The 25,465-nt window shown below is 56.0% G+C and carries 32 protein-coding genes; 25 read left to right on the forward strand and 7 right to left on the reverse strand.

All coding sequences use genetic code 11. The features are described from left to right. From BGO62_RS08725 to BGO62_RS08750, 6 genes are all read left to right on the forward strand, one after another. Positions 1-1,916: DNA topoisomerase (locus tag BGO62_RS08725; RefSeq protein WP_296641413.1), on the forward strand; the 1,916-nt coding region annotated here is incomplete at its 5' end. A 13-nt stretch (positions 1,917-1,929) separates the two neighbouring features. Then, entirely contained in the window at positions 1,930-2,130 is a 201-nt protein-coding gene (locus tag BGO62_RS08730) for a hypothetical protein (protein WP_296641416.1), read from the forward strand. Further along, positions 2,127-3,050, forward strand: a complete 924-nt coding sequence (locus BGO62_RS08735) for a S49 family peptidase (protein ID WP_296641418.1) — start codon at positions 2,127-2,129, stop codon at positions 3,048-3,050. The genes BGO62_RS08730 and BGO62_RS08735 overlap by 4 nt, the downstream gene beginning before the upstream one ends. A gap of 120 nt (positions 3,051-3,170) precedes the next feature. Next, positions 3,171-3,464, forward strand: a complete 294-nt coding sequence (locus BGO62_RS08740) for a hypothetical protein (protein ID WP_296641420.1) — start codon at positions 3,171-3,173, stop codon at positions 3,462-3,464. A 49-nt stretch (positions 3,465-3,513) separates the two neighbouring features. Then, entirely contained in the window at positions 3,514-3,864 is a 351-nt protein-coding gene (locus tag BGO62_RS08745; RefSeq protein ID WP_296641423.1) for a transcriptional regulator, read from the forward strand. 453 nt (positions 3,865-4,317) lie between these two features. Further along, positions 4,318-6,483, forward strand: coding sequence for a hypothetical protein (locus BGO62_RS08750; protein WP_296641425.1), 2,166 nt, complete (start codon positions 4,318-4,320; stop codon positions 6,481-6,483). 256 nt (positions 6,484-6,739) lie between these two features. Here BGO62_RS08750 and BGO62_RS08755 read toward each other — a convergent pair whose 3' ends face one another. The 5 genes from BGO62_RS08755 to BGO62_RS08775 all read right to left on the reverse strand — a co-directional run bounded on the left by BGO62_RS08755 (position 6,740) and on the right by BGO62_RS08775 (position 11,124). After that, the gene (locus BGO62_RS08755; RefSeq protein WP_296641427.1) at positions 6,740-7,183 is read right to left on the reverse strand and encodes a hypothetical protein; all 444 of its coding nucleotides are present in this window, start codon (positions 7,181-7,183) and stop codon (positions 6,740-6,742) included. A 29-nt stretch (positions 7,184-7,212) separates the two neighbouring features. Further along, entirely contained in the window at positions 7,213-7,608 is a 396-nt protein-coding gene (locus tag BGO62_RS08760) for a hypothetical protein (protein ID WP_296641428.1), read from the reverse strand. 64 nt (positions 7,609-7,672) lie between these two features. Beyond that, positions 7,673-9,919 carry a VIT and VWA domain-containing protein gene (locus BGO62_RS08765; protein WP_296641430.1) on the reverse strand — a complete coding sequence of 749 codons (2,247 nt, stop codon included), beginning with the start codon at positions 9,917-9,919 and terminating at the stop codon, positions 7,673-7,675. Beyond that, complete coding sequence (locus BGO62_RS08770; RefSeq protein WP_296641432.1) at positions 9,909-10,331, reverse strand: MerR family transcriptional regulator; 423 nt, start codon at positions 10,329-10,331, stop codon at positions 9,909-9,911. The genes BGO62_RS08765 and BGO62_RS08770 overlap by 11 nt, the downstream gene beginning before the upstream one ends. 178 nt (positions 10,332-10,509) lie before the next feature. After that, a complete protein-coding gene (locus BGO62_RS08775; RefSeq protein WP_296641434.1) occupies positions 10,510-11,124 on the reverse strand; it encodes a tyrosine-type recombinase/integrase in 615 nt (204 codons plus the stop codon). Between the two features lie 363 nt (positions 11,125-11,487). Here BGO62_RS08775 and BGO62_RS08780 point away from each other — a divergent pair, with 363 nt between their 5' ends. The 9 genes from BGO62_RS08780 to BGO62_RS08820 all read left to right on the forward strand — a co-directional run bounded on the left by BGO62_RS08780 (position 11,488) and on the right by BGO62_RS08820 (position 17,854). Next, on the forward strand, positions 11,488-12,051 hold the full coding sequence (locus BGO62_RS08780; RefSeq protein WP_296641437.1) for a hypothetical protein: 564 nt from the start codon (positions 11,488-11,490) through the stop codon (positions 12,049-12,051). A gap of 30 nt (positions 12,052-12,081) precedes the next feature. Then, positions 12,082-12,504, forward strand: coding sequence for a hypothetical protein (locus BGO62_RS08785; RefSeq protein ID WP_296641438.1), 423 nt, complete (start codon positions 12,082-12,084; stop codon positions 12,502-12,504). Positions 12,505-12,535: 31 nt separating this feature from the next. Continuing rightward, the gene (locus BGO62_RS08790) at positions 12,536-12,799 is read left to right on the forward strand and encodes a DUF1488 domain-containing protein (RefSeq protein ID WP_296641440.1); all 264 of its coding nucleotides are present in this window, start codon (positions 12,536-12,538) and stop codon (positions 12,797-12,799) included. Positions 12,800-13,068: 269 nt separating this feature from the next. After that, a complete protein-coding gene (locus BGO62_RS08795) occupies positions 13,069-14,028 on the forward strand; it encodes a tyrosine-type recombinase/integrase (protein WP_296641443.1) in 960 nt (319 codons plus the stop codon). Continuing rightward, a complete protein-coding gene (locus tag BGO62_RS08800; protein WP_296641446.1) occupies positions 14,025-14,999 on the forward strand; it encodes a tyrosine-type recombinase/integrase in 975 nt (324 codons plus the stop codon). Before BGO62_RS08795 ends, BGO62_RS08800 begins: the two co-directional genes overlap by 4 nt. Next, positions 14,992-16,005 carry a tyrosine-type recombinase/integrase gene (locus BGO62_RS08805; RefSeq protein ID WP_296641448.1) on the forward strand — a complete coding sequence of 338 codons (1,014 nt, stop codon included), beginning with the start codon at positions 14,992-14,994 and terminating at the stop codon, positions 16,003-16,005. The genes BGO62_RS08800 and BGO62_RS08805 overlap by 8 nt, the downstream gene beginning before the upstream one ends. Before the next feature lie 338 nt (positions 16,006-16,343). Next, positions 16,344-16,652 (forward strand): type II toxin-antitoxin system HigB family toxin, encoded by a 309-nt coding sequence (locus BGO62_RS08810; RefSeq protein WP_296641449.1) that lies wholly within the window; start codon positions 16,344-16,346, stop codon positions 16,650-16,652. Next, complete coding sequence (locus BGO62_RS08815; RefSeq protein WP_296641451.1) at positions 16,642-17,001, forward strand: transcriptional regulator; 360 nt, start codon at positions 16,642-16,644, stop codon at positions 16,999-17,001. The genes BGO62_RS08810 and BGO62_RS08815 overlap by 11 nt, the downstream gene beginning before the upstream one ends. Before the next feature lie 406 nt (positions 17,002-17,407). After that, positions 17,408-17,854, forward strand: a complete 447-nt coding sequence (locus BGO62_RS08820; RefSeq protein ID WP_296641453.1) for a DUF3577 domain-containing protein — start codon at positions 17,408-17,410, stop codon at positions 17,852-17,854. Between the two features lie 298 nt (positions 17,855-18,152). On the opposite strand, the gene BGO62_RS08825 is transcribed toward BGO62_RS08820, so the two are convergent. Next, complete coding sequence (locus tag BGO62_RS08825) at positions 18,153-18,359, reverse strand: hypothetical protein (protein WP_296641456.1); 207 nt, start codon at positions 18,357-18,359, stop codon at positions 18,153-18,155. A gap of 661 nt (positions 18,360-19,020) precedes the next feature. Here BGO62_RS08825 and BGO62_RS08830 point away from each other — a divergent pair. From BGO62_RS08830 to BGO62_RS08875, 10 genes are all read left to right on the forward strand, one after another. Next, positions 19,021-19,593 (forward strand): DUF3275 family protein, encoded by a 573-nt coding sequence (locus tag BGO62_RS08830; RefSeq protein ID WP_296641458.1) that lies wholly within the window; start codon positions 19,021-19,023, stop codon positions 19,591-19,593. A 2-nt stretch (positions 19,594-19,595) separates the two neighbouring features. Then, positions 19,596-19,934 (forward strand): hypothetical protein, encoded by a 339-nt coding sequence (locus tag BGO62_RS08835; RefSeq protein WP_296641461.1) that lies wholly within the window; start codon positions 19,596-19,598, stop codon positions 19,932-19,934. Between the two features lie 158 nt (positions 19,935-20,092). After that, on the forward strand, positions 20,093-20,617 hold the full coding sequence (locus tag BGO62_RS08840; RefSeq protein ID WP_296641462.1) for a hypothetical protein: 525 nt from the start codon (positions 20,093-20,095) through the stop codon (positions 20,615-20,617). Positions 20,618-20,898: 281 nt separating this feature from the next. Next, positions 20,899-21,096 carry a hypothetical protein gene (locus BGO62_RS08845; protein ID WP_296641463.1) on the forward strand — a complete coding sequence of 66 codons (198 nt, stop codon included), beginning with the start codon at positions 20,899-20,901 and terminating at the stop codon, positions 21,094-21,096. A gap of 208 nt (positions 21,097-21,304) precedes the next feature. After that, entirely contained in the window at positions 21,305-22,261 is a 957-nt protein-coding gene (locus BGO62_RS08850) for a hypothetical protein (RefSeq protein WP_296641465.1), read from the forward strand. After that, a complete protein-coding gene (locus BGO62_RS08855) occupies positions 22,258-22,512 on the forward strand; it encodes a hypothetical protein (RefSeq protein WP_026177614.1) in 255 nt (84 codons plus the stop codon). The genes BGO62_RS08850 and BGO62_RS08855 overlap by 4 nt, the downstream gene beginning before the upstream one ends. 92 nt (positions 22,513-22,604) lie before the next feature. After that, complete coding sequence (locus BGO62_RS08860; RefSeq protein ID WP_296641468.1) at positions 22,605-22,832, forward strand: hypothetical protein; 228 nt, start codon at positions 22,605-22,607, stop codon at positions 22,830-22,832. Then, positions 22,825-23,187 (forward strand): hypothetical protein, encoded by a 363-nt coding sequence (locus BGO62_RS08865; protein ID WP_296641469.1) that lies wholly within the window; start codon positions 22,825-22,827, stop codon positions 23,185-23,187. The genes BGO62_RS08860 and BGO62_RS08865 overlap by 8 nt, the downstream gene beginning before the upstream one ends. Positions 23,188-23,521: 334 nt before the next feature. Next, positions 23,522-24,184, forward strand: a complete 663-nt coding sequence (locus BGO62_RS08870) for a hypothetical protein (protein ID WP_296641470.1) — start codon at positions 23,522-23,524, stop codon at positions 24,182-24,184. Between the two features lie 82 nt (positions 24,185-24,266). Beyond that, positions 24,267-24,815: a hypothetical protein gene (locus tag BGO62_RS08875; protein WP_296641471.1), complete on the forward strand. Its 549-nt coding sequence runs from the start codon at positions 24,267-24,269 to the stop codon at positions 24,813-24,815. On the opposite strand, the gene BGO62_RS08880 is transcribed toward BGO62_RS08875, so the two are convergent. Next, positions 24,793-25,465 (reverse strand): IS3 family transposase (locus BGO62_RS08880; protein ID WP_296641472.1); only part of this gene is annotated, 673 nt, incomplete at its 5' end. The genes BGO62_RS08875 and BGO62_RS08880 overlap by 23 nt on opposite strands.

The raw sequence follows: 25,465 nt of genomic DNA on the forward strand, positions 1-25,465 counted from the left end.
CCATGGCCTTGACCAAGGCGTTCGGTGCCGGCGGCAAAGACGGAACCTTGCATTGTGGTCGTGTGCAGACGCCTGTGCTGGCTTTGGTGGTGCGGCGCGAACGGGCCATCGCCGCGTTCGTTCCAAAGTCGCACTTCGGGGTCAATGCGACCTTTCTGATGAACGGAGCATCCGTACCGATGGCCTGGGTTGCGCGAGCGGTGCTGCTCGACGATGAGGGGCATCTCGTCGACCGCGGAAGTGCAGAAGCGGTGGTCAAGCAGGTCGCAGGGCAGGCCGGGAAGGTGAGCCTTGTCGAGACGACACAGGAACGCGAAGTCGCGCCGTTGCTGTTCAGCCTGGGATCGCTTCAGCGGGAGGCCTCGGCGCGCTTCGGTATGAAGGCGCAGGCCGTACTCGATGCTGCGCAGGCACTTTACGAGAAACACAAGGCGACATCGTATCCACGAACGGATTGCGAATACCTGCCGCGCTCGATGCTGGCCGAATCGAAAGAGACGCTGCAGGCTATCGCCGGAGCGAAGCCCGAGCTGGCAACACTGACCACGGTTGCCGAGTCGGCGCTCAATGGTGCCGATGAGCGTTCCCGGGGCAGGGCCTTCAACGACAAACAGATCACTGCCCACCACGCGATCATTCCGACGCGAAACCCGAACATCGATGTGTCGGCCATGACGCCGACCGAGCGGACAGTCTTTGACATGGTTTGTCGACGGTATCTGGCGCAATTCCTGGGGGATTACCAGTACAGCAAGACGGTGATCGAAGTGATCTGCGAGGCAGAGAAATTCAGGGTGAGCGGCAAGACGCCGCTGGTCCCCGGCTGGCGGCAGACCCTGCCCGAGGCGACGAAAGCACCCACGGACAAGGACGATGACCAGGAGGAGGCGGTAACGCTCCCGAAGGTACGTGTCGGCGAGGATGCTCGCAACCTGCGTTGCGAGGTGCAGGACAGAAAGACCTCACCGCCCAAGCGTTATACCGAGGGCACGCTGTTGGCTGCGATGGAGTCGATCGACAAGGAGATCGAGGATCCGCGCTGGAAGGCGGTGATGAAGAACAAGGAGAAAGCGGGCATCGGAACGGATGCAACGCGTTCGGCCATTATCGAGGGGTTGTTCAAGCGGGACTACATCGTCGCCAAAAAGAAGGAGCTGCTGCCGACCGAGAAAGCTGTCGCGCTTATTGGACTGATCGAGGAGGTTTCGCCGGAAATTGCAGATCCTGTCTTGACTGCTCAGTGGGAAGATCGACTGAGCCAGATTGAGAAGGGCGAGATCGAGTTGTCGCAGTTTGAACTCAGTCTTGGCGAGTGGCTGGTGCAGGTGATTGGCGGCATCAAGAGTCAGAAGGGCACGCGGCAGATCTTGTCTGGTAAGACTCGTGATTTGCCGGCCAAGGGTAGTTCGGTCGTGGCGTGCCCTGCTTGCGGCAAGCCAATGAGCAGAATTGATGGCCAGAATGGCTTCTTCTGGGGTTGTACGGCGTACCAGGAAGGGTGCAAGTCGACGCTTCCAGATGTCGATGGCAAGCCCGGCGCCGCCAGACAGGCGCCGCTTCCAAAATCGCAGGCAGGGCCTTCCTATCCATGCCCCAGATGCCAGAAGCCCTTGCGCCTGGTAAAAGGCCCCAAGGGGCCATTCTGGGGATGCACAGGCTACCCGGCATGCAAGCACACCCAGCCGGATGACGATGGGAAACCAGGCGTGCGGACTGACGAGGTGGCAGGCAAGGTTCAGCGACCCGAGGCGGCCGTGGCGCGAGGAACACCCATGCGTACCGCCAGGGCAGGTGCAGCCTGTCCGGACTGCAAGACGGGCCTGCTCGTCAGCAAAACCATGAAAGATTCCGGTAAGGCATTCGTGGGATGCAATCGCTTTCCGGCGTGCAGATTCTTCGCATGGCCAGAGAAATAGCCGGATGCGAGTGATGCACACCACACGGATTGAAATTCCATGCGCCGAGCCGGTGTGGCTGGTTGCCGAATGGCCGGACGGCACCTGGTGCGATCTTCATGAGCTGCGTGAAATGACACACATGAGCGACGACTACCAGATTGTTCGAGTGCTGACGCACGACGAAGGATTCACCCCAATTAAAACTCAACGATGGAGCCCGAATTGCACATGACAGAGAGTGAAATCCGCCACGCAGTGAGCGACGAGCTGGTGAGGGATGTGCTTCGCGAGCGCCGCTCAGAACGGCGCTGGCGACTGATCAAGCGCGGAATGATGGTCGCGGCCGGCGTGGTGTTCTTTGCCTTGTATCTCTTCGGCTACGCGAAGCAGATGGGATGGAAGATGATCCCCAACAACGAGATCACGGCGGTGATTCACATCGATGGGGAGATTTCCGCCGGCGCCACGGCCTCGGCGGAGAAAGTGGTTCCCTTGCTCCGGAAGGCCTTCGAGGCGAAGAACGTCAAAGCAGTGGTTCTGAGTATCGACAGCCCAGGAGGCGCTCCGGTTGAAGCGGAGCGAATTTACCAGTCGATCAAGGTTTTCAGAAAGAAGCATCCCAAACCGGTTGTTGCGGTGATCAACAACGTCGGTGCATCGGCCGCCTACATGGTGGCACTGCATACCGACAAAATCTACGCTGCGAATTATTCGCTTGTCGGATCCGTAGGCGCGGTTCTGACAGGTTGGGACTTCCACAAGGCGCTTGAGACGCTCCAGATCAGCCAGCGGGTGTATGCCTCCGGCAATCTGAAATCCATGCTCAATCCCTATATGCCCATGACGCCAGAAGCCGATCGCAAGGCGCAGGAAATGGTTCAGAAGATGGGCGAAAGATTCAAGGCAGAGGTTCAGGCTGCCAGGGGGACGAAACTGCAGAGCGGGGTGGATTACACCACCGGTGAAGTCTGGGATGGGGTGCAAGCCAGGGAGATCGGGTTGATCGACGAAATCGGTACGCTCGATACCGTGGCGAGTTCATGGGATAGGGCGGTGCATGATTTTGGGCCGCGCGCGCCAGGGGCGGGGTGGCTAAGTGGCATGGCCACGGCCTTTGAATGGCTGGCACGCTTTCAGAATGGTTTGCATTGATCGTTACCGATTGATGAAAAAATAATCGCGCGGCAAGGATGCTTGATCGGACTGAGATTTTGGGTGAAATGCTAAAGTCTTATCCACAGAAAATGTGGATGAATTGTCATGGAGCGGGATATGAGTAATGTGGTGGACCTTGCAGGGTTTCAGTGCCCGGTTGGCAGCATGGCCATGCATTCCGTGCATGGCCTGGTTGAGGTTTTTTCTCAGGAAGGGTGGATGCGTGGTGTGCTCTATGAACACCATGAAGAATTGAGCCTTGCTCATGAGAGTGATGACGTGATTTTTGCTGAGCACATCGAGATGCGTGAGGTATGGGTTCATGTTCGCGAGCTTGCCGAGGCGGATCTTGCGAAAGACATCGAGAACCTGCGAAAGCGTGGTCAATTTCTCTTTGATACTGTCGACTGAAGTGAGGTCGACGTGCCGAAGTGGATCTTGTATTAAAGGAATCAAAGCAATGAAAAAAATCACCTTCGGGATCATGACCCAAGAGAAAATCCGCGAACGCATGCTGGCCATCGCCAAGGGCGAGTACAAACCCAAACCCAGCGAACCCAAAATCTGGTTCACCTCGATGAAATCCTTGGCTGAAGTCCTGAGCGACGACAATCGCGCCCTGCTTAAGACGATCCGTGATTTGCAGCCTGAATCCATCAGCGGTCTGGCCGTTATCACTGGTCGCAAACCCGGAAACCTTTCGCGCACTCTAAAAACCATGTCCCACTATGGGATAGTGGAAATGCGCCGGGAGAATCGCCACGTGCGGCCCATTGTCATGGCGACTGAATTCCAAATTCTTGCAGGATAAAAAATCTGGCGCTGCATCGTGACCACCAAGGCCACACTCCATGATCGATGGAATTCATCTTTGCGGTGCATCAACTGACGAGACATCATCTCGTGTAAAGCGGTTGCGCCGTCTCTAGTCGGTCATCGCCGTCACTGGCTGAGTGGGGGGGAATGCGTTACTCGGCGGTCGGTGTAGGACAGTAAGTACCAGACGTTAAATCGGAGCGCACTTTCTATGATCGGCCATAACGGCCGGTCGTAGTCTGTCAGTATTCTGATTAAACTCAGCATCTTCGTTCGAACTCCGGTGACCATCCATCGAGACAGGCCGGCCAGGAACAGTCATCAATAAAAACATAGAATTCTGGACATCTCCCGCATGAATCGGTCCTTAGAAGAACCTACACAGCCAAACTTTTATGACAGGCTGTATGGGGGCTTAATCGAATCTGGTGAGTCAGCGAAAGCCGCCGTGGAGGTCGTTGTCGAGGCATATCTCGATGGAAAACCGAGCAACCGCGGGAAAAAGAAAATCACTCAGCCCGAGCGTGATGCGGCTTTCTGGTCGAGCGGGTTTGTGAACGACGTGCCTGCGGAATTGTGGAGGTCGGACATCCTGACACTTGCTCTGACGCGTTACCTGCGCCAAGAGCGGGTGGCGAATGTGAAGTTGTTGGGACGCATCGCATTGTTGGCCCCTGACGCGGTGTCACGCGCGGTCCGCCATTCCGGCCTTGTCCTCTTGCCGCATTCCCCGCGACGCGCCGAGCTTGATCAGATAGCTGGATCGACGCCTGAGATCGCTGAATTGTGTCGGGTACTGGATATTTTCGACCAAGCGCACAGAGAGCGAATAGCGGCTGTGAACAAATGGAAGGCCTCCCTGACAGAGCTTTCACCCGTCGATCTGCTGATCTACGCCAGCCTGTATGCCTTCGAGCACCTCGTTCCTCGTCGGTTAGATATACCAACCTTGGCTGAGGGTGCGGATTCCTGGATGCAGGAGGCGTGGGATGCGATCAATGATCTGCTCATATGGAAGCTCAAGACATCCGAGGCCTCCGTCAACCTGAAGGAAGCCGATATTGGTCCATCGCTCGCGAAGCATCTGTCACCGTTCTTGTTCCCATCGCCATCAACACAGGTCCCCAGGCACGACCTGCTAGCAGCGTTCGGGACACTCGTTGATGCGCAAATCGAACTGAATAGCTTCATCACTCAATCGGCTGATGCGTTCAGCTACGACGATGGCATCCAGTTCGTGCGACGTGAAGAACGTCTGGAAATCGAAGAGGTAGACCCCACCGCCCGTGCAGCCTGGCGACGCAATGGTCTCAGGCTTGCGCGCCTTCACGGCTATTGGTTCTACCGTGCGATGGACGAGTTCGTTAGCTCCGCCATGGCAACGCAGCTGATTGGGCGCCCGGAGAACCACGAAGCCAATCGTTTGGCCTACATCCAAGCAATGCGCACGCAGCTTCGGTTGACGGAGGTGTACGGGGTGGATGAGATGGTGATCACGGACTCTGGGGCACGAGTCAACCTGTTTCAGGCGTTACTGTCGCTGGAGTTGATGTCGGCGTTTTTTCAGCGTGACTTTCTGCAAACCTTTGCCCAGAATCTGAAGGAGTCGGGCCATTGGGTGGCGGCACTTGGCCGTCTGGCTTTGGACGGCCTGGTGAACGGCAACCAAAATCGCTTTCCCCTGACCTGGTCGGATCGTGAGGCCAAGATCGCCAATATCGTTGGCTGGACCGTCAACGCGAATTCCCCACAGGGCAATCCCCTCATCGCGGCTGTCATTCTTGATTTCTGGACAAGCGATTGGGTGGCGCTATCCGAGCGGTTGAGCAAGGGGGAATCTGGATTGCACCCGGAATTGATCGAGCGCCCAATCTTGAAACTTGGGCAACTACTCGTTCAGCTACCTTGGCTTGTTGGCTTGCAGAACAACAGCACGGCAGCGATTAACAATCTCCGGCGCCTGGGTGCGCGGCGCGGCGAGGCCGGTGGCGAGACGAGACGAATCGAGGAGCGTCTTGGTAGGCTCTTCGAGGTACGCGGCTTTAAGGTCGTATTAAACTGGCACCCGCCAATGGAAAACCACCCAAAAGCCGGTGAGGTCGATCTGATCTGCGCCCGTGACGGCATCGTCCTCGTTATGGAGGTCAAATCAACGTTCCTCAGGCGTTCGAAACGCGATGCGTGGCTTCACGCGACAACAACACTTAGGAAGGCGGGGCAGCAGGTAAGCAGAAAGGTTTCCGCCGTGCGGCGGGCATTGTCTGAAGAAGTGGGACTTGCTTCGTCGCTTGGCATAGATAACTTAGCCGCCCCACTGACTATGCATGGCTGGATCGTCGATACGTCGATCGAGCACGACCACCAACGATTCAGTGGCTTTCTCAAGGTTTCGCTGGAAGAAGTGTTGATCGCACTTCGTGACGATCGACATCTGCTGAACGATCCAGATGGGATTATTTCCGGACGACACCCAGATATCGAGTCAGAGAAAGCGAATGATGCGCGACAACAATTGACGCTCTATCCAGAAGGCTTTTCAGCAGTTAGGTTCATCGAGGTAATCGAGAATGAATCGGTCTGGGATGAAAAAGTCATCACGCAGGCGGTGGACTGATTTCAAGCACTGAAAGGCTGACTGAAATGTCCGCTACGGGGAATATTGGCTGACCGCTCTGGCCAATGACCTGCCTGCCATGGCTTGGTTGACGACCGTCGCGTCCTCGGCCATAGCCGACTACCGCCCAGTCAGACCGGTGTGGCCGCTCACGGCTCCTGAGCGGTCGCTTGCCAGTTAGTCACGCTGAAGGCAATCCGTTGCATTTTAAGTTAAGGCAGCCTTAGCAGTACCGACCTTTGGTGTGATGGCCTTTTCATTTGCGCTTACCAAGTGATGGCAAGCCGCCACTTATTTCCTTCGGCTCAATATCCTCTGTAATGAATATTGAGCGTGGATCAAAAATTCTTTTACCTTTTTTTGACGAAGTACGTTTCGCGGCGGCAGCGGAAAGCCCCAAGATATTTTTCTTCCTTTTTGCTTTTTGCGGTGCAATTGCGGACAGCTCATAATGCACATTTTTACCGCCAGAGACACTTGTAGTCTGTGTGGAGGACTCCTGCCCAAAAGAATCATTAAACCAAGGCGGCGGATTTGGCAGCGGTTTACTATCACTATCGGGTTGCTGCGAAAACGGTGGGGCATAGACAACCCACTCTTCATTTCTTCGTTCAAGCTTTATAGGCTGCCCTGATTTTTGAGCGCACTGCTTTGCATAGGATGCTGCTTGTTCGTAGGTTTCGAAGAACGTATCAGCCATATCCGGTAATGCCTATGAAGCGTGGAAACTCACGGTACGGCACTAAAGATTACCCATGCAGACCAGTGGGCCGTGAATAGACTCGCAGCGAGAACTCCAGGCGTGATTAGATTTTCAATTAGAAGATTGAAAAATCCGACATTTCTATGCAGTGAAAGAAATAGCACGCCGACAATGAATCCAAAAATAAACGTGCCGATCGCAAACAATAACGAGAAAGTCCCAGTGAATAACAAACCTAATAATGAAAACCATGCGGCTAGAGAAATGAACACAATGAGCAGCTTATACAGTTGCCCAATCACGCCCATTTTGAATAAACCGGGTGGAGCCAATTGTGGATTCTCAAACCAAGTGGAAACTCCTTGGTGTATCAAAGGAGCAAGAGCGGGTGTCAGGAATGCAACTGTGTAAATGGGATTCATAATGTGCTTTTGTTTCCCTACGGTTTGAGGATATTCCGTTTTTCATCTTCCTACAGTATGGAATTTATACCAGCGTAATGCCATTGAACTTCACCATCAATCCCGCAAGGCGATCAGGTGCAATAGCCCCAGACAGAGAGTGAATCGACCTGGCTGCATGACGGGTCAGCTGGCATTCTGAGCCAACCTGTTGAGTCGCCCAACTGATAAATGCCACCCATACCTCATCGGTGTGCATGCCTTGCTTATCAATGTCGCGGATGAAGTCATGCAGTTGGTTCAACTCCGGCATCTTCTCGATTTTTCTGACGATATTCGGGAAATCGTCCGGACGAATCAACTCTTGGTTAACAATTTCCATCAAATTATTCAGCAAGGCGATCAAGTGGGGAGAGCCGTGCGTTATGGCCATTTTCTTGCTGCCACGCTTCTTTCTGGGCGTTGGTGCGCCCAATTGCCCCATGGGTCGAGTGGTACGTGCACGGCGCGATGTCATCACATTAGGCAAGTCGCCACCTTCGTGATCACAAAAATCCAGTGACATATCCTCAGCATGAAGTACTGCCATGCATGGTTGCGTGCGCACGACGCCACTCCCCCCCCAACCTGCCGCCAGCATCTGTTTCACTTGCCTGATTTCTGGCAAGTCGACAGCTTTTTCCCCATCGGCCCGTTCGTGCACGATCAGGTAATGGGTGTATTCGGTCGCCAGGTTGTACTGCACTGCCAGTTTTGCAAGTTGTTCATTTGTCATTCGCATGGGGCGCCCCATTTCCTGTATCCGCTTTGCAATTGCAATACGCGTCAGGCTCGCCGGTTTTCCTTCCCAAGGTAAAACCTGTACTACCTCTTGAACACGGCGCCCCGCATCCAGTGAGTAGGCAAGCTTTATATTGCCCGCAAGTGGCTGACTGAATGCCGCATAAATATGAAACGTTCCATCGTGAAATATTGCCTTGGGTAACAGAGTCGTCCAAAGAGGGGGAACAGGCCAGACCACTTGCAGACGCATCGCGCAAGGCTGTCGCATGCGGGCGAACTGCCGTAGTACAACGGATTCGATATCCTCGTTGGGGGACACTGCTTCGTACGCGCCCTTGGTATCTTCAGCCAGCGTACGTAGGGTGGCATGGGACGGGCTGCTACCCACTCCTACGATGAAGTATCTGAGATGGCTTTTCTGCGCCATAACGATCAGCGATTCTATCTGCCAAATTTCGCCGTCCGTAATCAGGAGGACGTCTCCACCATCCCGCTCAGAAGGGCGAGATGTAGTCGCACTCAACGCGCCCTCCATCTCGGTCCCCCCCATGTCTGCCTCGAGCCCTATCAGTTCTTGGGTTGCTCGACCTTTATGGAAGTCGTCGGAGGGCTTCATGTGCCCAAAGAGCAAACGATAATTTGATCCAAAAAGGGTGACGTCAAATTCGTCATCGGCCTTCAGGGTCTCGATTACCTTAATTGCCGCCTGCCGTGCCTGGGTGATGCTGTCTCCTTCCATTGAACCGGAGCAGTCAATTACCAAACGCAAGGACAGTGGGCGATCGGTGTAGACATCTGGAATAGCGGGGCAAAAGGTGGCCATGGCGACCCATTGTTCATCGTCCCGTACACAGGAAATGTTTGAATAGCCGGCTCCATCCATCACGAGAATGAAGTCTCGATCGAGCCAGCCCTTCTTTAGATTGAGGCGGATGCCATGTTCGATGGCTGCCATGGTCAAGTTATGGGAAGGCGAAGCCATATCGCCCTTCGCCAGTTCGCCCAGCACATCGATAGTAAGGGTGAATGGATAGTTCGCGCCAATGTCGACACCTGGAATCTGGTGGGGCTTCAAGCCAGCGGACTCCGGGTTTCCGTAACGCGGCGCGATGGCAGTTGGGATGACCAGCCTTAGTTGTCCCTGCTCACGGACCAGGGGTTCAGCATAGCGGTATCGAACCACGGCTTCCTCACCGGCCATGAGATTGCCAAGGTTTACGGTGTATAGGTCCTCGCTGGATTTCTCCAGCAGGATTGCAGTGTTGCCATCCTCGATGGCCTTTTCGTATTCCTTCTCGGCCTCTTTCTTCTCCACTGCGATGCCGGAGAGTTTTTTCCCGCCGAGTTCGAACTCGATATCCAGCAGAACGGCGCGAGCGGCAAGAGGGAACGTGTAGATCGCTTCGATGTTCTTGTCTTCTTCATTGCGGTAGCGCTGTTCCACTTCCAGCTCAAACAGCTCGCCTGAAATAACACCCCGGGCCGTCACACCCAACAGGGGCATTTTTTCTCCGGCCAGGGTCTTCAAGATCGCGAGTTCATTGCCCATCGTTGTTCTCCTCTTGTATCACTCGGTACATCTCCCCAACCCGGCGCAAGAATTCCCGCAGGGCCTCAGGACTCATGTGTGCCCGTTCGGGGCTGACCACCACCTCAATGCCATCAGCCACCACGAGGTGGCTTCGAACCTCCACCGTGCCGGGCAGGAGCGGCTTCACGGGCGGCAAATTGCTGTTCTTGCCCGCCAGAAGTTCTCCGATGGCTTCCAGACTCAGTCCGGCCCCCGTCCATTTGCGAATCAGCAATAACTGCTCGACGTGATGGGGGGTGTACCAGGCGCCACGCTTTTCGCCCTCTGGCCGATCCAATAGACCTTTCTGGACGTAGAAGCGCACCGTACGACGGGTTAATCCCGTGAGCCGGCATAGGTCATCGATGGAATGGCGCACTTCTTCGTTCATGGCGGTCGTATCAAACAGCGTTTGTGCTTATAGCGACTGTAGATAACGACACAACCAGTGTCAATAACTATTTTGCGAATGGGTTGGATTGCCGGATTGCTGTCGACGTGACTGAACCACTGAAAGCGGCCGTACGAAGCCCTTCAAGGTGTCTAGCGTGCGGCCGGCGTTCCCACCGCTAGATCTCGGTCTGCTCCGAGATCTCCAGTGCGTCATCCACCTCGATTCCAAGGTATCGAACGGTGCTTTCCAGCTTGGTATGACCAAGCAACAGTTGGACGGCCCTTAGGTTCTTGGTTCGCTTGTAGATCAGTGTCGCCTTGGTCCGTCGCATGGTATGCGTGCCATAGACCGTCGAATCGAGTCCGATGGCGGCAACCCACTGATGCACAATGCGCGCGTACTGGCGGGTAGAAACATGAGGCGATTTCGCCTGCCGACTAGGGAACAGATAGTGCTCCGGTCTTAACTTCGCCAACTCGATCCAGGCCAATACAGCAGACCTGGTCGGCTCGGTCAGTTCGAACTGCACCGGGCGGTGGGTCTTTCGCTGCACAACCATCGCCCGGGGCAATATCTGGTTGCCGTGCGTCACGTCCCGAACGTGCAGATTCACCAGATCGCAGCCACGCAACTTGCTGTCGATCGCCAGGTTGAACATGGCCAGGTCGCGAACGTGATGTTCGTTTTGGAGGTGAATTCGGATGGCCCAGATGTCCTTGGGCTTGAGTGGTGGTTTTTGGCCGACCAGCTTGCCTTTGTTCCAAGGTTCCCGAGATTGATTGGCTTCCATGCAGACTCCTTCGTGGTTGAGGGGAGTCTGATTGTGTTGCCGAGTCGCGGAAGGCGCTTTTCAGGGAGACATAATGGACGCGTACTCTCGGCTAGAGCAGCCCGTCACTGCCAATTTTCCTTACGACCCTTCAGCAAGCCGAAGCGGGCATTCAGCAGCGCACGGCCATAAGTTCAGGTGCTCCGTTGACCAGCCAAAACTGGGGCATAATCCTTCTGCCCCCAGTCCCTTTTTTATAACGCATATAGGGAAAGGTCATTGAAAGGATCGCTAAGAATCAGCACGATAGATCGCCATGACAGCCGTCTTAATATCCGCACCCATGGGTCTCTTGAATAACTGTTTGGCACCAAAGGAAACGCATTGACTACTATCGCCTGCCTTGGTTGGGGCTCCCTCGTCTGGGACCCGAGAGAACTCCCAATTCAGCAACGCTGGTTCGATGACGGCCCGTTCATTCATGTTGAGTTTACGAGGCTGTCACAAGATGGACGAATTACGCTTGTTCTGGCCCACACCGAAAACCCAGTCCGCTCCTTGTGGGCGGTGATGGATGCTACGGACCTAGCCTCCGCGAAGATGGATCTTCGCAAGCGCGAGGGAATTCCGGAAAAGAACGAAGAAAGACATATCGGCGCTTGGTCAACTGGTCAGCCACCTCCCGCGCTAATTCCCGGACTTGCCGAGTGGGCTGTTGCTCACGGCGTAACCCACGTCGTCTGGACAAATCTACCGCCAAAGTTCAATGGCACCGACGAATCAACACCTTCCGCCGAAGAGGTTGTGCAGTACCTCAGCACACTCACAGGCGCCAAACGCGAGGTTGCCGAACGCTATGTTCGTTTTGCACCGAGGCAAATTGATACTGCATACCGTCGCCGCATCGAAGCGGCGCTCCAGTGGACTGCACGCGATGCATCGCATTAAAGGTGCATTGCTGCCAAACAGGTCGCCCCAATGACCGTACGCACATTACTTCAGGTCATTGCAGTCGTAGTCCTGGCGTCCTTCACAGTTCCTGCTACCGCCGACCTTCAGCGAGGCATACGCAACTACCAGGAGATCATGGCTGGCCGCAAGAAGATCGAGCAACTCAGCCACGAAGAACTGCAAGAGGCTTTGGCGGTTCACAAGGCCATTGAACGACAGCGCGGCGGAAGCTCCGGTGGAACTTCAAGGCCCACGTACGAAATTGAAGTCTCACACAATGACGAACTCTTCATCATCAATGGTGAGAAATTTGAGGCCAAGACGTACTGCTTTAACATGGAAGAAGGCGACCGCGTAATCTTCTTGGATGGGAGTGCACTCGGTGCCTGTGCTACCGCAACCCTGCTAAACCTTCGCACCAAGGACAAATGCGAAGTCTGGTGTGAATAACCCAAACTTGTGCAGTAATGGAGGCCGTGAAATGACGATTGCTTTTCCCTCCGTCGAAGCATGGGACGCAAATAGGGGCGTTGTTGCCTTCCCTGCCGACGACAATGGCAAGCGTGTTCACTGCGCGATCTCATGGGAGGCGCTACAGGACAACTTCGATGGGAACGATGTTGCACCTCTGGACTGCTTTCGGGCTAATCGCGGTGCTATTGAAGCAAAAGCCGAGAGTTTCATTCGTCACGGTCGCTCTGAGCCTGATGGGTCCATCCTCATCCGCTCTCAAGATGGACCGTAACGAACCTTCGGCCATCCCAACTAACGAAAGCTGCCGTTCGGTCTGGAAAACAGAGCCAAGGACCGGTCCTGAGAGCACAGCGGACGCGGTAAATCGAAAGGCCGGTGTCGCCTTTGGCCGATTATGTAGACTGCACGATTATGTGGACTACCGAAGGGCTATTTTTCAGATGCCTTGCCTGGCTTGGTTTTGCAGCGATTGATGTAGCGACACGCTCGACATAATTTCAGCGGTCGTCTGAAGTGGTAATCCCACTTCAGGAGATCGTTATGACAGCCACCGCTTTGCATCGGGCCACGCCGAAGGCTCGGAAATCCGCATCATTCCCGGCGTACATCACTGACGAACTGCGTCGTTACGACGAACATCTGCGCGATGTACGAGGGTTGGTGGCAACCACGCGCAAAGACAGGTGTCTTGTTGCGGGCCGGCTACTGCAGCAGAAGTTCAAAGGACGCGGTATCGATATATCGCGGTTGCGGCCTGATGACGTTCGCCAATTCCTTGCCAGCCAGTTGGATGCGCACAGAACGGCTTCCAATGCATCGCGGCTGACGGCGGCACTGCGGAGCTACCTACGCTATCGGACCACCTGCGGCGATCAGACAGGCAAGCTGACCGCCGTCATCCTGAATCCGGTCCACTGGAAGCTGGCTTCATTGCCCCGCGCACTCAAGCCAGACGAGATCGAGCGCTTGCTGAATTCGTTCACGGCAGAGTGCCGCTGGCCGAAGCGCGGCTATGCCATCGTTCGTTGTGCCCTGGACATGGGGCTGCGGTCATGTGAAGTCGCCAATCTCAAGATCGGCGACATCGACTGGCGCACCGGCACGGTGACACTGAGAGGCACGAAGTCGCTTCGGCAGGACATCCTGCCCTTGCCGATGGAAACCGGGCAGGCACTGGCCGACTACCTTCAGAACGAGCGGCCGCGTAGCGTCAGCCCTTCGGTCTTCGTTCTGCACCTCGGCGATCATGATCGACCGATGACTGCCGCCGCTGTCCGGGGCGTGATCCGGTGGGCGTATCGGCGCATCGGCCTGACGCATACACGCTCACATGCATTACGCCACGCCTTTGCCTGTCGCCTTGTCGAGAACGGCAGTTCGCTCAAGGAAGTAGCCGACCTGCTGCGCCACAGCTCGTTGAACACCACCCTGATCTACGCCAAGCTCGACACGCTGAAGCTGTCGGCCGTCGCGCTGCCGTGGCCCGGGAGTGCATCATGAGTGCGCGCATCAGCCTGCAGGCAAGGATCGACGACTATCTTGCCGAACGGCGACGCCTCGGATTCGCGTTGCGCTCGCGGGATACGCTGCTGGCTAGCTTCGCCCGTTATGTTGCCGACCGGCATCACCGTGGGCCGCTGACGGCTGATCTCATGGTGAATTGGGCACGGCAGGACAAAAGGCATCGCGCAACGCCATCCACCTGGGCCGCCCGTCTGGCGAAGGTTCGCCATTTCGCACGCTACCTGAAGCAGTTCGAACCGGATACCGAAGTGCCGGAAGAATTGGTCTTCGGCCCTGAGTCGGGACGTGTCGCCCCGCACATCTTCCATGAAGAGGAAATTGTCGAACTGCTGGCGGCAGCCCGCAAGCTCGGGCCGCCCGGCAGTCTGCGGCCTGCCACCTTCGAGACCTTGTTTGGTTTGATGGCCTCGGCCGGCCTGCGGGTCTCGGAGGCCATTCACCTGCGCGATGCCGATGCCGATCTCAAGCACGGGATGCTGACCATTCGGCAGACCAAGTTCGCCAAGTCACGGCAGTTGCCTATCCATCCGAGCACGGTCGTCGCGTTGGCACACTACCGGCGACAGCGTGCGCGGCATGTTGCCACAAGCACCGACATGCCATTCCTCATCAGCAGTCGTGGCCGGCGACTGGGGCAGCCGCTCGGGAATCGGCAGGCCCACCGTGTCTTCAACATGCTGCGTGACAGCCTGGGCTGGGTGAATCGCGGCGCACATGCGGCGCCACGGCTGCATGATCTGCGCCACACCTTTGCCGTCCGGCGCATGATGCTCTGGCATGCCGATGGCACCGACATCGACCAGATGATGCTGGCACTGTCGACCTACATGGGCCACGCCGAGATCTTCTACACCTACTGGTATCTCACCGCCGTTCCTGAGTTGATGGCCCTGGCCGGTGGCAAGTTCGAGCGCTTCGCCGATCTCATGGGAGGTGGCGATGAGTAAGCAACCCAAGGCACCCCCCTCATTCGCCGCACTCGTGCAAGCCTACTTCGCCGAGTATCTGACCCAGCAGCGGGCGCTCAGCGCGCAGACCATCGCCGCCTATCGCGATGGCTTCGTGCTCTTCCTCGCCTTTGCCGAATCGCGCCTGGGCAAGTCGCCGGCCACAATGGCCTTGGCCGACGTTACGCCGGAACTCATCATGGCCTTCCTCGACCATCTGGAACGCCAGCGGCACAATTCCGTGCGCAGTCGCAATGCGCGCCTGGCGGCGCTGCGGTCGTTCCTGAAGTTTGCTGCCCACCGGGATGTGGCATCGCTACAGGTGATCGAACGTGCATTGGGTGTTCCGGTCAAGCGCTTCGAGCGCCCGTTGTTCGGCTATCTGTCACGCGAGGAGATGCTGGCGGTGATCGGCGCGCCGGATGATTCCTGGCTGAGCCAGCGGGATCACGTTCTGTTCCTGCTGATGTACAACACCGGGGCGCGTGTGTCGGAGATCATCGGGGTGAAGGTCAGCGATGTGGTCCTCGACGACAATGCTGCCTGTGTCCACCTGCACGGTAAGGGCCGCAAGCAGCGTAGCGTACCGTTGTGGCGTTCGACAGTGAAGGCCGTGCGTGCCTGGTTGAGGCTGAATTCGCAATTCGATGCGGCGTCAGCGTTGCTGCCAAATCGCAACGGGAATGCGATGACGCGCTCGAACGTGACCAAGCGGCTGATGCTGGCGGCACGAACGGCTGCAACGCAATATCCCCGCCTGACGAAACAGCGCGTCTCGCCACATACGATTCGCCACACCACCGCAATGCATCTGTTGCAGGCCGGTGTTGATATCAGCGTCATCGCCCTATGGCTTGGCCATGAGAGTCCGGTCACCACGCATCATTACGTCGAGGCCGACCTGACCATGAAGGAGAGGGCCTTGGCCAAACTTCACGAACCCGACGTGAAGATTCAACGCTACCGTGCGCCTGACTCTTTACTCGATTTCCTGAAGACGCTGTGATTATGTGGAGCGCAAAATACGCGTCAGCCGCGGCCCATCTGCAGTTAGCGCGTATCCGCAGACTCAATTCCACATAATCGTGCAGTCTACATAATCGGCCTTATGTGGAGCGCTACATAAGGCCGAGGAGCGCTCATTGATGGCGATATTTTCAAGGTCCGCAATCTGTGGCGCTGCTGCCGCTCGTTTTGGTAATTTCAGCGAACCGTGATCGTCAGCACCTGGCCCGTAGTGACGGTTGAGCTAATGCTCCCTCAAACAACCTCTGAAACATGATGCTTGCACAGACTACGTGCAGGCGGTTGACGTGTCTCCCAAAATGGGAGATATTGGTGTTAATGAGGGTCATCGCAAAGAGCAGTCTAAAGAACTTTTGGGGCAGGCCCGGCTGCGGTGATGCGCGTGGCCCGCTTCACAGTTGGTACGACGAGGCAGTCAAGGCGACCTGGAAATCACCACAGGATGTCAAGGACCAGTACGCCAGTGCCAGCATCTGCGGCAACAACCGCGTGGTGTTCAACGTGGGCGGCAACAAGTACCGCCTGGTGGTCGAAATGCAGTACCGGGCGGGCATCGTCTGGGTAAAGTTCGTCGGTACACATGCCCAGTACGACCGCATCGATGTGGAGAATGTAAATGACTATTAAACCGATCCGAAACGACGACGACCTGAAGGCGGTGTTCCGCCGGCTCGAATCCATCTTCCAGGCCGAGGAGCAGACCCCGGAGGCGGACGAGCGGGACGTGCTCGTGACGCTCGTCGAGGCCTATGAGAACAAGCACTATGACTTCGGCCCGGCCGACCCCGTCGAGGCCATCAAGTTCCGGATGGAGCAGCAGGGTCTGACCGCGCGCGACCTCGAGCGTTTCATCGGATCGAGCGGCCGGGTCTCCGAAGTGCTCAACCGCAAGCGGCCCCTGAGCCTGCGCATGGTCAAGCAACTACATGACGGATTGAATATCCCCTACGAGAGTCTGCTAGCCGAAGCTTCTTGATTACCGAGGCGCGTCGATGGCACCCGCCTTCACCCGCCACATTTGCGTCGACTATTCCGGTGTCCAGACACCCAAGGCCAGTCTGAAGGGGCTTCGAGTCTATTGCGCCAACAGCGGTTTTTGCTGCCGAAGGGGTGCAGGCTTTCGAGCCTGTTAAGTCGCCCGGCCAAGTATTGACACACCATCTGAAAATTGGCAACCTAAAGCCTGTTTTGTTGGCTCATGCAGCCCGATTGGCCTCCCGTAAGGAGCCGCCTTTTGCCGCAAGGCGCGCATAAATGCCGTTCAGTTCCTGAAAACGGCGGGTCTTCGGATCTGGAATTCCATCGCAGTTCAACCACCCCATGGGGAGCCACGCTCCCTTTGGGGAAAGTGCTCCCCTTTTTTATTATTTAAGGAGAGCATTATGTCTGAATCCAAATTCTACGATCTTCATGTCACCGGCCTTGGCTACTTGAACCGTGTTCGCATGGTCAAGCCCAACAAAGGTGAAACGTTCCTCGCTTGCTCCATTTCCGCTCTCCGTGGTGAGTGGAACAAGGATGGCTCGATCAAACCTGAGTCTACTAAATTCGATGTGCGGGTTTATGGTCAGGACGCGATCAAAGCGATCGAGGTACTCAAGCCGCATGGTGATGAGAAACGGAAAGTAATGATCCAGTTCAAGCTGGGTGACATCTACCCTGAAGTGTTTGTCTACGAAAAAGACGTGGGCACACGCAAGAAGGGTGATACGGGAGTGATGATCAAGGGCCGTTTGCTCAAGATCACCAATGCCTGGGTGGACGGTAATCCGGTTGTCCTGCCTGCGGTTTCATCGCAACAGCAAGAGGCTGCAGCAGGTGGCCAGTAACGTCCAGCTTCACAAACCCGACCGGGGAGTTTCACGCTCCCTGCCGGGTATCGTGGACTCCCCAGTTTTCATTTTGAAAACCAGGAGTCCACGATGAAAGAAGCTTTTCTGAATGTTCTGTTCGATTTGCGCATCATGAGTCTGTGCGTGATGGTGTCACAAGTCATCGCCATGGCGAGCACTCTGTCGAATTGATGGAGTCAATCTGAAAACCTCCTGCGTGGGGTTTTCACCAGAGGGCCAACCCTCCGGTGAAAACCCCGCAACCAACCAGGAGACATCCATGAGTCACCAACTCTCACAAAACTTCCTTCAATTGATGGCCAAGGCTGAAGTGCCGATCGAGGACGCGAGGTGGTTTCACTGCATTGCGCGTCGTCGGGGTTTGCTTCGTGAACGGGATGTACTCCGGTTCCGTCGCATCCAATCCATCCTGGCTGATAAAATCTGTTTCGGTTGATGGAAGGAAACGCCCAGCCTCTGGGCGTTTACCCAAGCGGGCCATGCCCGTTTCGGTAAACCCAGTTTCTCGTTTGCTGAGTACAGCAGGATTGGCGCCCTAAGCGCTGGCTTTTAGTCCGGGCAGCCCCTCATACCGGATTGGGATTCCTCCGCAGGTTTCCCAGGGGTTACATTGGCGACGGATGCATCCCCATCTGCTTGCCTCATCCCTGAGACGGACCGATAACCCGTCTTCCCTACACCCGCCAGAAGGCTTGCCCGAGACCAGGTTTCGGGCAAGCCTTCTGGGCATCGATTAGATCATGGGTTGTGACGGCCAGAACGGTCACGGCATTTGCGGTTTGCCGCATCCAAAAATTCGCGCCGAGCCCCTCAGTGCGGTGCGTCGCTTCCTATATGGAAGAGTTGAGCAGGGGTTTCATTACCAACCACATTGAATCATGACCAACCCATCCTGCCCCGCGAGCGGGGTATCCAGGATAACTGGCCATCTTGGATAAGCCGTTTGCCAAAGTTTCACTGCTGGCTGTCAGTATCAGCCCGACCGATGCGCGTTATGCATCGCTCATTATTAAAGCCGTTCAGTTCCTGAAAACGGCGGGTCTTCTGACCTGGAATTCCATCGCAGTTCAACCACCCCATGGGGAGTCACGCTCCCTTTGGGGAAAGTGCTCCCTTTTTTTCTGTTTCTTAAGGAGAGCATTATGTCTATTCGCATCAATGGAACGCTTGTAATCAAGGAAATCAAAGGTGCCAACGGCAAGTTCTGCGTCGGCGACCTGACCACCCCGATCGGAGAATTCAAGGTCAAGGAGCCCATCCTCGATCAGTTTTCGGAAGGCCGATACGAGGGTGAGTTTCTCGTCGAGAACTTTTACCTCAGTTCGTATATTTGGCGCGGGAAATCGACCACCGACATCCGTGCGAAGGTAATGGAAATATTCCTGGACACGGTTGATGAGGGCAAGATTGAGGACGTGCCGACCGAACCCGATCCAATCGCCACAGAGCCCACAGCGGCAGCGAATCAAGCCGGTCAATCCGATATTCCTGTTCCAGCTGCGCTGGTTCAGGAGCATGAAAACCAGGACCCGGTTTTCCAGGAGTTGCTGGAATTGTTTGGGGCCGATCTTGCCGATCTTGTCTGGGTTAGCAAGGACGTGAAACTTGACCCCACTGTGGATCGAGCGGTCTTCCGCAGCCAGCGTGACCGGCTGAAGGAGATGGGTTACGTGTTCGATGCCAAGTCCCAAGGATGGTCCAGGAAAGAAGAGTGAACATGAAATCGAGCATGCCTCCTCAGGCTGAGGTTCTTACCATCACAGTTGACGACTTCCGTGCCCAACAGGCTGAGGAAATCGCCAACGATGTGTTCCTTCAGGCAGAGCAGATTCTGCGAAGTTTGGGGGATACGGGCGGTGGAAGAGCGTTGGCCAGGCTCATCAAGGCGTTGCACGGTGAAGGTGGGTTGAAATTCAATGACCTCCTGCCCCTGGACAGTGGGAACCGCTCGATTGCGTTGGCGCTCATCAAGGAATTCCTGGATGAGTGCCGTTCATTTGATGAGTGGGAGTCACTGGCCGAATTGGCTGATCGTTGCGTATTTCATGGGATGTAGTGCCATGAAGCGAGTTTCTTGAAAGCTTGAGTCCGGTCAGTCCCTGAAGCCGGAACGCCTCGCAAGAGGCCGGGATTTTGTTTCATCAACCACCCCATGGGGAGTCACGACTCCCTACCGGGAAAGTGCTCCCCTAACTTTTTATTAAGGAGAGCAATATGTTATTTGGCCTTGGCATTACCGTCACAGAAGCCGCTCGCCAGCTTGGCATCAAGGATCCAGATGGTTATGGGATTATCCTGGCGACGACAGACGTTGAGTATGTGGATGCAGCAGAAGCCTTCCAGGCGGAGTTTGGCGAACAGTGCCACCTTGAGAGGGAGGACTTCGAGGCTGCAATTGATAGGCAAATGAAAAATGGCCGACTTGCAATGGGCTTCCTGTTCATCGGAATGGCCAGGATCGATACTGGTACGAAAAAACCTGTTCCCGGTACTGAGGCCTATGGTGTCGTGTGCCTGCCTGTTCAATTCAGCTGGGTAAAAACGCAGGATGCACTTCCGGGTGAACAACAGCCGGTGGTCGTGATCTCTGCGTCAGGAACGATGTCGTTCGGGCGGATGATCGAAGGACGATTCTGCGAGTATCACCCTGACGTAGACCGCTTCGTTGAAAGTGAAATGGAATGGGGCGGAACCCGGGGTATCCAGCAATGGATGCCGATTGATCGGCCCCTGCCCTGATTTTTATTTAAAGCCCCCAGATGGGGGCTTTTCTCGAACGCGCGGGCTTATGCCGGCGTGCTGGAGAAAGGCTCTGGGCCTTTGAAGTGTTTCACTGCTGGCTGTCAGTAACAGCCCGACCGATGCGCGTCACGCATCGCCTTATGAGTCCGGTCAGTCCCTGAGGCCGGTACGTCTCGATGTCCTCACAAGGACATGGAGACCGGGATTCAATTCATCAACCCAGCGGGGCGTTTTCACTCCCTCTTGGGGAGTATGTCCCTTCATCGAAGGAGAAAGGTGTGTACGGTCAACTGGCAAGACGGTGGTGCAAATTGGAGCTGCCGCTTCAAGTGCTTCAAAGTAATTCGGGCTTCTATATCGGCACGGCCGATGGGGGTGACCCTGTTTCAAAAGAGAGCGTTGAGTATTTTCAGACGCATGCCGCTGCTCAACAGGCACTGCAGGATGGTACCTGGACGCAGGACGTAATTCTTTAAGCAATTGCTGCTGCAGCGTTTCTCTGCTGGCTGTCAGTTACAGCCCGACCGATGCGCGTCATGCATCGCCTTATGAGTCCGGTCAGTCCCTGAGACCGGAACGCTTCTACGGAAGCCGGGATTCAATTTGTTATTTCAACCCAGCGGGGTGCAACCACCCCGCGCTGGGTTCGGCTGCCTCCGCGTTATTATTTAGGAGAGCAGCGCTATGAATTTCCGTACCCGCAAGGTATCCGAGATTGACGTGGATGGATTGACCGCCGAGTTGAGCTTCGAGCCTTCCTGCGTCATGAACTACGTGGAACACAAGATCGAAAAGCAAGGTGGCCTGGTCGCAGTTGGCTATCTTGTTGACGATCATGATGTGGAAAATCCCTTAGACGACTGTGACGGAATGGGTCATATCTATTCTTCGCACCGTCACTCTGGCCAGCACGCCAAGATGCAAGACGTACTTGGCCTGGACTCGGACTGGCAACGCGATCTATCCCTGCGAGTGGTCGAGCGCGAGGCGGAGTCTGCCTTGAAGGCGTTGGTCAGTACCAGGTTCCAGGTCGATCTGGTTGCGTTCATCCTTGAGTGCGCCAATAACAATGGAATGAGCCGCGATCAGGCGATTGAGTATTTCGCCGGGGACTTCACAGGCCAGCTTTCTTACCACCGGGAAACCTGGCTTACTGAAAAGGTGCGTGAGCAAGTCACTTGGGAGAGCCTGCTTGATGAGGCTTGGCAATTAGCCAGACTGTCAGGGCAAGTGGGCGATCCCTACACCGTCATGCTCGATTGTTATGAGCATGGTGGCCAGGTTTGGTCGGTGACAGGCTCTGGACCGCAATGTCTGTTTGATACGGCTCGGGGTGCCGGTGTTTGGGTGCCCGATCAATGCCTTCGTGAAGAGCTGGACTCGATCAAGACCAATGAAGGCATTGATGCGGCGCGTTCCAGGGCAGTCGAATTTGCGCGTCAGGCACTCGGGTCGTACAACGCCTGGCTGGCGGGTGACTGTTACGGGGTGGCGGTCGATGTATTTTCGACCGAGGGTGATCGCCTGAAACGGATCGACGAGTCTGCGGTATGGGGCTATGTCGGCAGAGAATGGGCAGAAGAATCACTATCTGAGGAGGTCAGTGCAGTGCTTGGCAATGCTGTCCTGAAAGCTGCATGAACCCTATATCTGATATTCCCCTGTGGGCATTTGAATGGGCCGGGGCATTTCTTGGTCTGACTGGCGCTGCATTGCTCTCGCTCAATGTGAGAGCAAGCCGCTTCGGCTGGCTGCTGTTCCTGCTGTCCAACGGTGCCTGGATTGCGTATGGAATCAAGGTTGGCGCGCATGGACTGGTTGTAATGCAAATCGGCTTCACGCTCACAAGCCTGATGGGTGTTTATCGCTGGCTGGTGGCAGCAAAAATGTAGTTTCAAGTGAATTCCGCTCAATGCGGCTACCCGGGGGGTGCAATCCCCTCCGGGGGATTCCCCTCCTTTTTTTGATTGAAAAGGAGAAGGAAATGGATGCAAACAAGCACACGCAGTTCTATCTTGACCAACTCAAACCTTTGGTTGGCGGGGTCATAGAGGATGCCGTTCGTACTAACGGGGATGAGTTCGGCGACGAGTTTTTCGGACTAGCCATCAAATGCAAGGATGGCGAAGTCAGGCGTTTGTTCATCCTTGCGGATGATGAAGGCAATGGCCCTGGCAGCTTCGAGATTGTTGAAGGAGAGAGCCATGGCTGAGCCTTCGATTGCTACCGCGTTGCGCTGCGCACTGGCTGACCTTGAAGCCATCATGCCGGAATATGATCCAGAGCATGAGCACTCCGCCTGGGAGACCATTACTGAACTCCAGACATTGGTTGATTCTGAAGAACGTCTCCAGGCGGCAGATCGGTATGACCCGGCAACGCAGATTGTGATTGTCTGGACGGTCGAAGATGTATTGGAAGTTCGCCCCGATCTGGCAGAAGAGCAGGCCATTCAGGTTTTACGCTTGATCGACAAGAATCATGACGCGAGTATTGGTACCAACTGGGAAACCCTGGAGAGCTTCGCATCCGAACTTTTCGGTGAAGCACCGCCAGAGCCGGAATAGTTTTCCCCTTGCCCCTCCGGGGGCCTTTCTCGAACACGCGGGCTGGTGCCGGCGTGTTGGAAAAAGGCTCTGGGCCTTTGAAGTGTTTCACTGCTGGCTGTCAGTTACAGCCCGAACGATGCGCGTCAGGCATCGCCTTATGAGTCCGGTCAGTCCCTGAGACCGGAACGCCTCGATGTCCCCACAAGGGCATGGAGGCCGGGATTCAATTCATCAACCCAGCGGGGTGCATCCACCCCGCAAGGGGACGGCTGCCTCCGCGTTTTTTTAGGAGAGCAACATGCGTGGTGATGTTGAGACTTGCGCTGACCTATCCGCCGAGCAGCAGGCGGCCATGAAGAAATTTCTCGTTGAGTACGAATTGCCTTACGTGCATTTGGTGCGTGTGGGCATCCAGGCCAAGAACGAGGAATCCGCGATTTCGATTGCCGATCAGGCTTTCACTGATTGCACGATTTGGGACAACACGCCCGAAATGCCCTTGCTGTACGACGACTATGAGGAAACCGGAGATTCTGGTGCCGTTCTGGAATTCAAGGTTGTTGGCGAATATCAGGAATGGCCCGAGCCTGAGGTGTGCGTCAAGATTATTGAGCGTGATGCGGCCGCCAGGCGTGCGTGCGAGCACCTGATCGCCGCGCATGAATGCAGCAACTCAGCATCTGTTCGCGAGGCACTCTTTCAGTCTGCACTTGAGGAAGCGCATGTGGCAATGCCGCACCTCTCCGCTTCAACCAGTTCAAGCAATGGCACCGCTGGATCGGAAGTGATGCCAACGGTTGTGGCGTGGCTTGAAGGCGGAGTCGTGCAATGGATGGCATCGGACCATCCCATGCGCTACCTAGTGCTCGATGCCGACACGGATGGTAGCGACAGCATGAAAGTCACGATGGAAAACGGAAGCATTGCAGATGTCATCCGGACTTCTTCCACAGTGCTTGCAGATCACCTTCCTGAGTGGGTGACAAAATTGGTGGAAGAAGTCGAAGGCCAGTAGCAAAGCGGTAGATCGAATTTTCTTAACCCTGTCGGGGCATCCCCGTCAGGGGCTGTCTCCGGATTTTTTCTAGGAGATGCAAATGGAAATGATGAATGTGAAAACCTATGTGCTCGGCCGCGATGCGGGTGGTTCGTCCGATTTTTTCGAGACGGAGGTTAGTTTGTCCAGATCGTCGTATGACCTTGGCGAGCACTACGACGTCGCCATCAAGCGTGCGGAAGAGGCCGGTTACGAGACGCCGATGGAAGCCTTCGATGAGTTCGAGCCTGCCGGCAAAGCGCTTGCACGGCTTCAATCCATGCAGACAGTCGAGGCCATTGGGGGAAATGCTCCAACGGTCCTGGTATGGCTGGGCGAAGGCGGTGTCGAGGAGTTGATCGCGGATTTCCCGCTGCGCTACGTGGTTGTCTCAACCGATACTGAGTATGCGGACGATGACTGTTTGCATCAAATCAACACGGGCAATGAGATTCACGAAGCCCTTTGTCATACTGGGGTCGGCACCGTAAAGCAGCACGAGGCCGGATTCGTTTGGAACCAGGTGCGACGGCTTGCTGAACCTGGATTGTGGCCGACGTCCCCCCGGTTTTCAGTAGCACTCGGCTTTAGAGTCCGGGGGTTAATGTAGCCGATTTGCCGGCCAGTTGCCTGGCGTAGGCCGAAGGCGTCAGCCCACCCAGCGATTTCTTAGGTCGCTCCTCGTTGTATTCGCGCCGCCACGCCTCGATCACCGTCCTGGCATGCGCCAGGCTGACGAACCAGTGCTCGTTCAGGCACTCGTCCCGCAAGCGACCGTTGAACGATTCGATGTAGGCGTTCTGGTTGGGCTTGCCAGGCTGGATCAGAAACAGCCTCACGCCACGCGCATGTGCCCAGGTCAGCATCGCCCGGCCGCAGAACTCCTTGCCGTTGTCGGTGCGGATCGCCTGCGGCAAGCCTCGCTCCAGGGCGAGTCGGTCGAGGATGCGCGTCAGCGCGTGGCCGCCGATGGCGCGTTCGGGCACGATGGCAACCGACTCGTGCGTGGCGTCGTCCACCACCGTCAGGCACTTGATGACACGCCCTTCGGCCGTCCGGTCGAACACGAAGTCCATCGACCAGACCTGGTTGGCGGACAGAGGCCGCCCCAACGGCTGCCGATCTGCCACCGGCACCTTCTTGCGCCGGCGACGCCGCACCTGCAGGCCCGCCTCGGCGTACAGACGATCCACGCGCTTGTGATTGACCCGCTGCCCGGTTTGCCTGAGTTTCAGATAGATCATGCCGGCGCCATAGCGG

Source organism: Thiobacillus sp. 65-1402 (genome assembly GCF_001897685.1).
In the GTDB taxonomy this organism is placed as follows: Bacteria; Pseudomonadota; Gammaproteobacteria; order Burkholderiales; family Thiobacillaceae; genus Thiobacillus.

Excerpts from the sequence above, each read along its gene's own strand:
- BGO62_RS08730 (WP_296641416.1), top strand. The coding sequence starts at position 1,930 with ATGCACACCACACGGATTGAAATTCCATGCGCCGAGCCGGTGTGGCTG.
- BGO62_RS08735 (WP_296641418.1), top strand. The coding sequence starts at position 2,127 with ATGACAGAGAGTGAAATCCGCCACGCAGTGAGCGACGAGCTGGTGAGG.
- BGO62_RS08740 (WP_296641420.1), top strand. The coding sequence starts at position 3,171 with ATGAGTAATGTGGTGGACCTTGCAGGGTTTCAGTGCCCGGTTGGCAGC.
- BGO62_RS08745 (WP_296641423.1), top strand. The coding sequence starts at position 3,514 with ATGAAAAAAATCACCTTCGGGATCATGACCCAAGAGAAAATCCGCGAA.
- BGO62_RS08755 (WP_296641427.1), bottom strand. The coding sequence starts at position 7,183 with ATGGCTGATACGTTCTTCGAAACCTACGAACAAGCAGCATCCTATGCA.
- BGO62_RS08760 (WP_296641428.1), bottom strand. The coding sequence starts at position 7,608 with ATGAATCCCATTTACACAGTTGCATTCCTGACACCCGCTCTTGCTCCT.
- BGO62_RS08765 (WP_296641430.1), bottom strand. The coding sequence starts at position 9,919 with ATGGGCAATGAACTCGCGATCTTGAAGACCCTGGCCGGAGAAAAAATG.
- BGO62_RS08770 (WP_296641432.1), bottom strand. The coding sequence starts at position 10,331 with ATGAACGAAGAAGTGCGCCATTCCATCGATGACCTATGCCGGCTCACG.
- BGO62_RS08775 (WP_296641434.1), bottom strand. The coding sequence starts at position 11,124 with ATGGAAGCCAATCAATCTCGGGAACCTTGGAACAAAGGCAAGCTGGTC.
- BGO62_RS08785 (WP_296641438.1), top strand. The coding sequence starts at position 12,082 with ATGACCGTACGCACATTACTTCAGGTCATTGCAGTCGTAGTCCTGGCG.
- BGO62_RS08790 (WP_296641440.1), top strand. The coding sequence starts at position 12,536 with ATGACGATTGCTTTTCCCTCCGTCGAAGCATGGGACGCAAATAGGGGC.
- BGO62_RS08795 (WP_296641443.1), top strand. The coding sequence starts at position 13,069 with ATGACAGCCACCGCTTTGCATCGGGCCACGCCGAAGGCTCGGAAATCC.
- BGO62_RS08800 (WP_296641446.1), top strand. The coding sequence starts at position 14,025 with ATGAGTGCGCGCATCAGCCTGCAGGCAAGGATCGACGACTATCTTGCC.
- BGO62_RS08805 (WP_296641448.1), top strand. The coding sequence starts at position 14,992 with ATGAGTAAGCAACCCAAGGCACCCCCCTCATTCGCCGCACTCGTGCAA.
- BGO62_RS08810 (WP_296641449.1), top strand. The coding sequence starts at position 16,344 with ATGAGGGTCATCGCAAAGAGCAGTCTAAAGAACTTTTGGGGCAGGCCC.
- BGO62_RS08815 (WP_296641451.1), top strand. The coding sequence starts at position 16,642 with ATGACTATTAAACCGATCCGAAACGACGACGACCTGAAGGCGGTGTTC.
- BGO62_RS08820 (WP_296641453.1), top strand. The coding sequence starts at position 17,408 with ATGTCTGAATCCAAATTCTACGATCTTCATGTCACCGGCCTTGGCTAC.
- BGO62_RS08825 (WP_296641456.1), bottom strand. The coding sequence starts at position 18,359 with ATGGCCCGCTTGGGTAAACGCCCAGAGGCTGGGCGTTTCCTTCCATCA.
- BGO62_RS08830 (WP_296641458.1), top strand. The coding sequence starts at position 19,021 with ATGTCTATTCGCATCAATGGAACGCTTGTAATCAAGGAAATCAAAGGT.
- BGO62_RS08835 (WP_296641461.1), top strand. The coding sequence starts at position 19,596 with ATGAAATCGAGCATGCCTCCTCAGGCTGAGGTTCTTACCATCACAGTT.
- BGO62_RS08840 (WP_296641462.1), top strand. The coding sequence starts at position 20,093 with ATGTTATTTGGCCTTGGCATTACCGTCACAGAAGCCGCTCGCCAGCTT.
- BGO62_RS08850 (WP_296641465.1), top strand. The coding sequence starts at position 21,305 with ATGAATTTCCGTACCCGCAAGGTATCCGAGATTGACGTGGATGGATTG.
- BGO62_RS08855 (WP_026177614.1), top strand. The coding sequence starts at position 22,258 with ATGAACCCTATATCTGATATTCCCCTGTGGGCATTTGAATGGGCCGGG.
- BGO62_RS08860 (WP_296641468.1), top strand. The coding sequence starts at position 22,605 with ATGGATGCAAACAAGCACACGCAGTTCTATCTTGACCAACTCAAACCT.
- BGO62_RS08865 (WP_296641469.1), top strand. The coding sequence starts at position 22,825 with ATGGCTGAGCCTTCGATTGCTACCGCGTTGCGCTGCGCACTGGCTGAC.
- BGO62_RS08870 (WP_296641470.1), top strand. The coding sequence starts at position 23,522 with ATGAAGAAATTTCTCGTTGAGTACGAATTGCCTTACGTGCATTTGGTG.
- BGO62_RS08875 (WP_296641471.1), top strand. The coding sequence starts at position 24,267 with ATGGAAATGATGAATGTGAAAACCTATGTGCTCGGCCGCGATGCGGGT.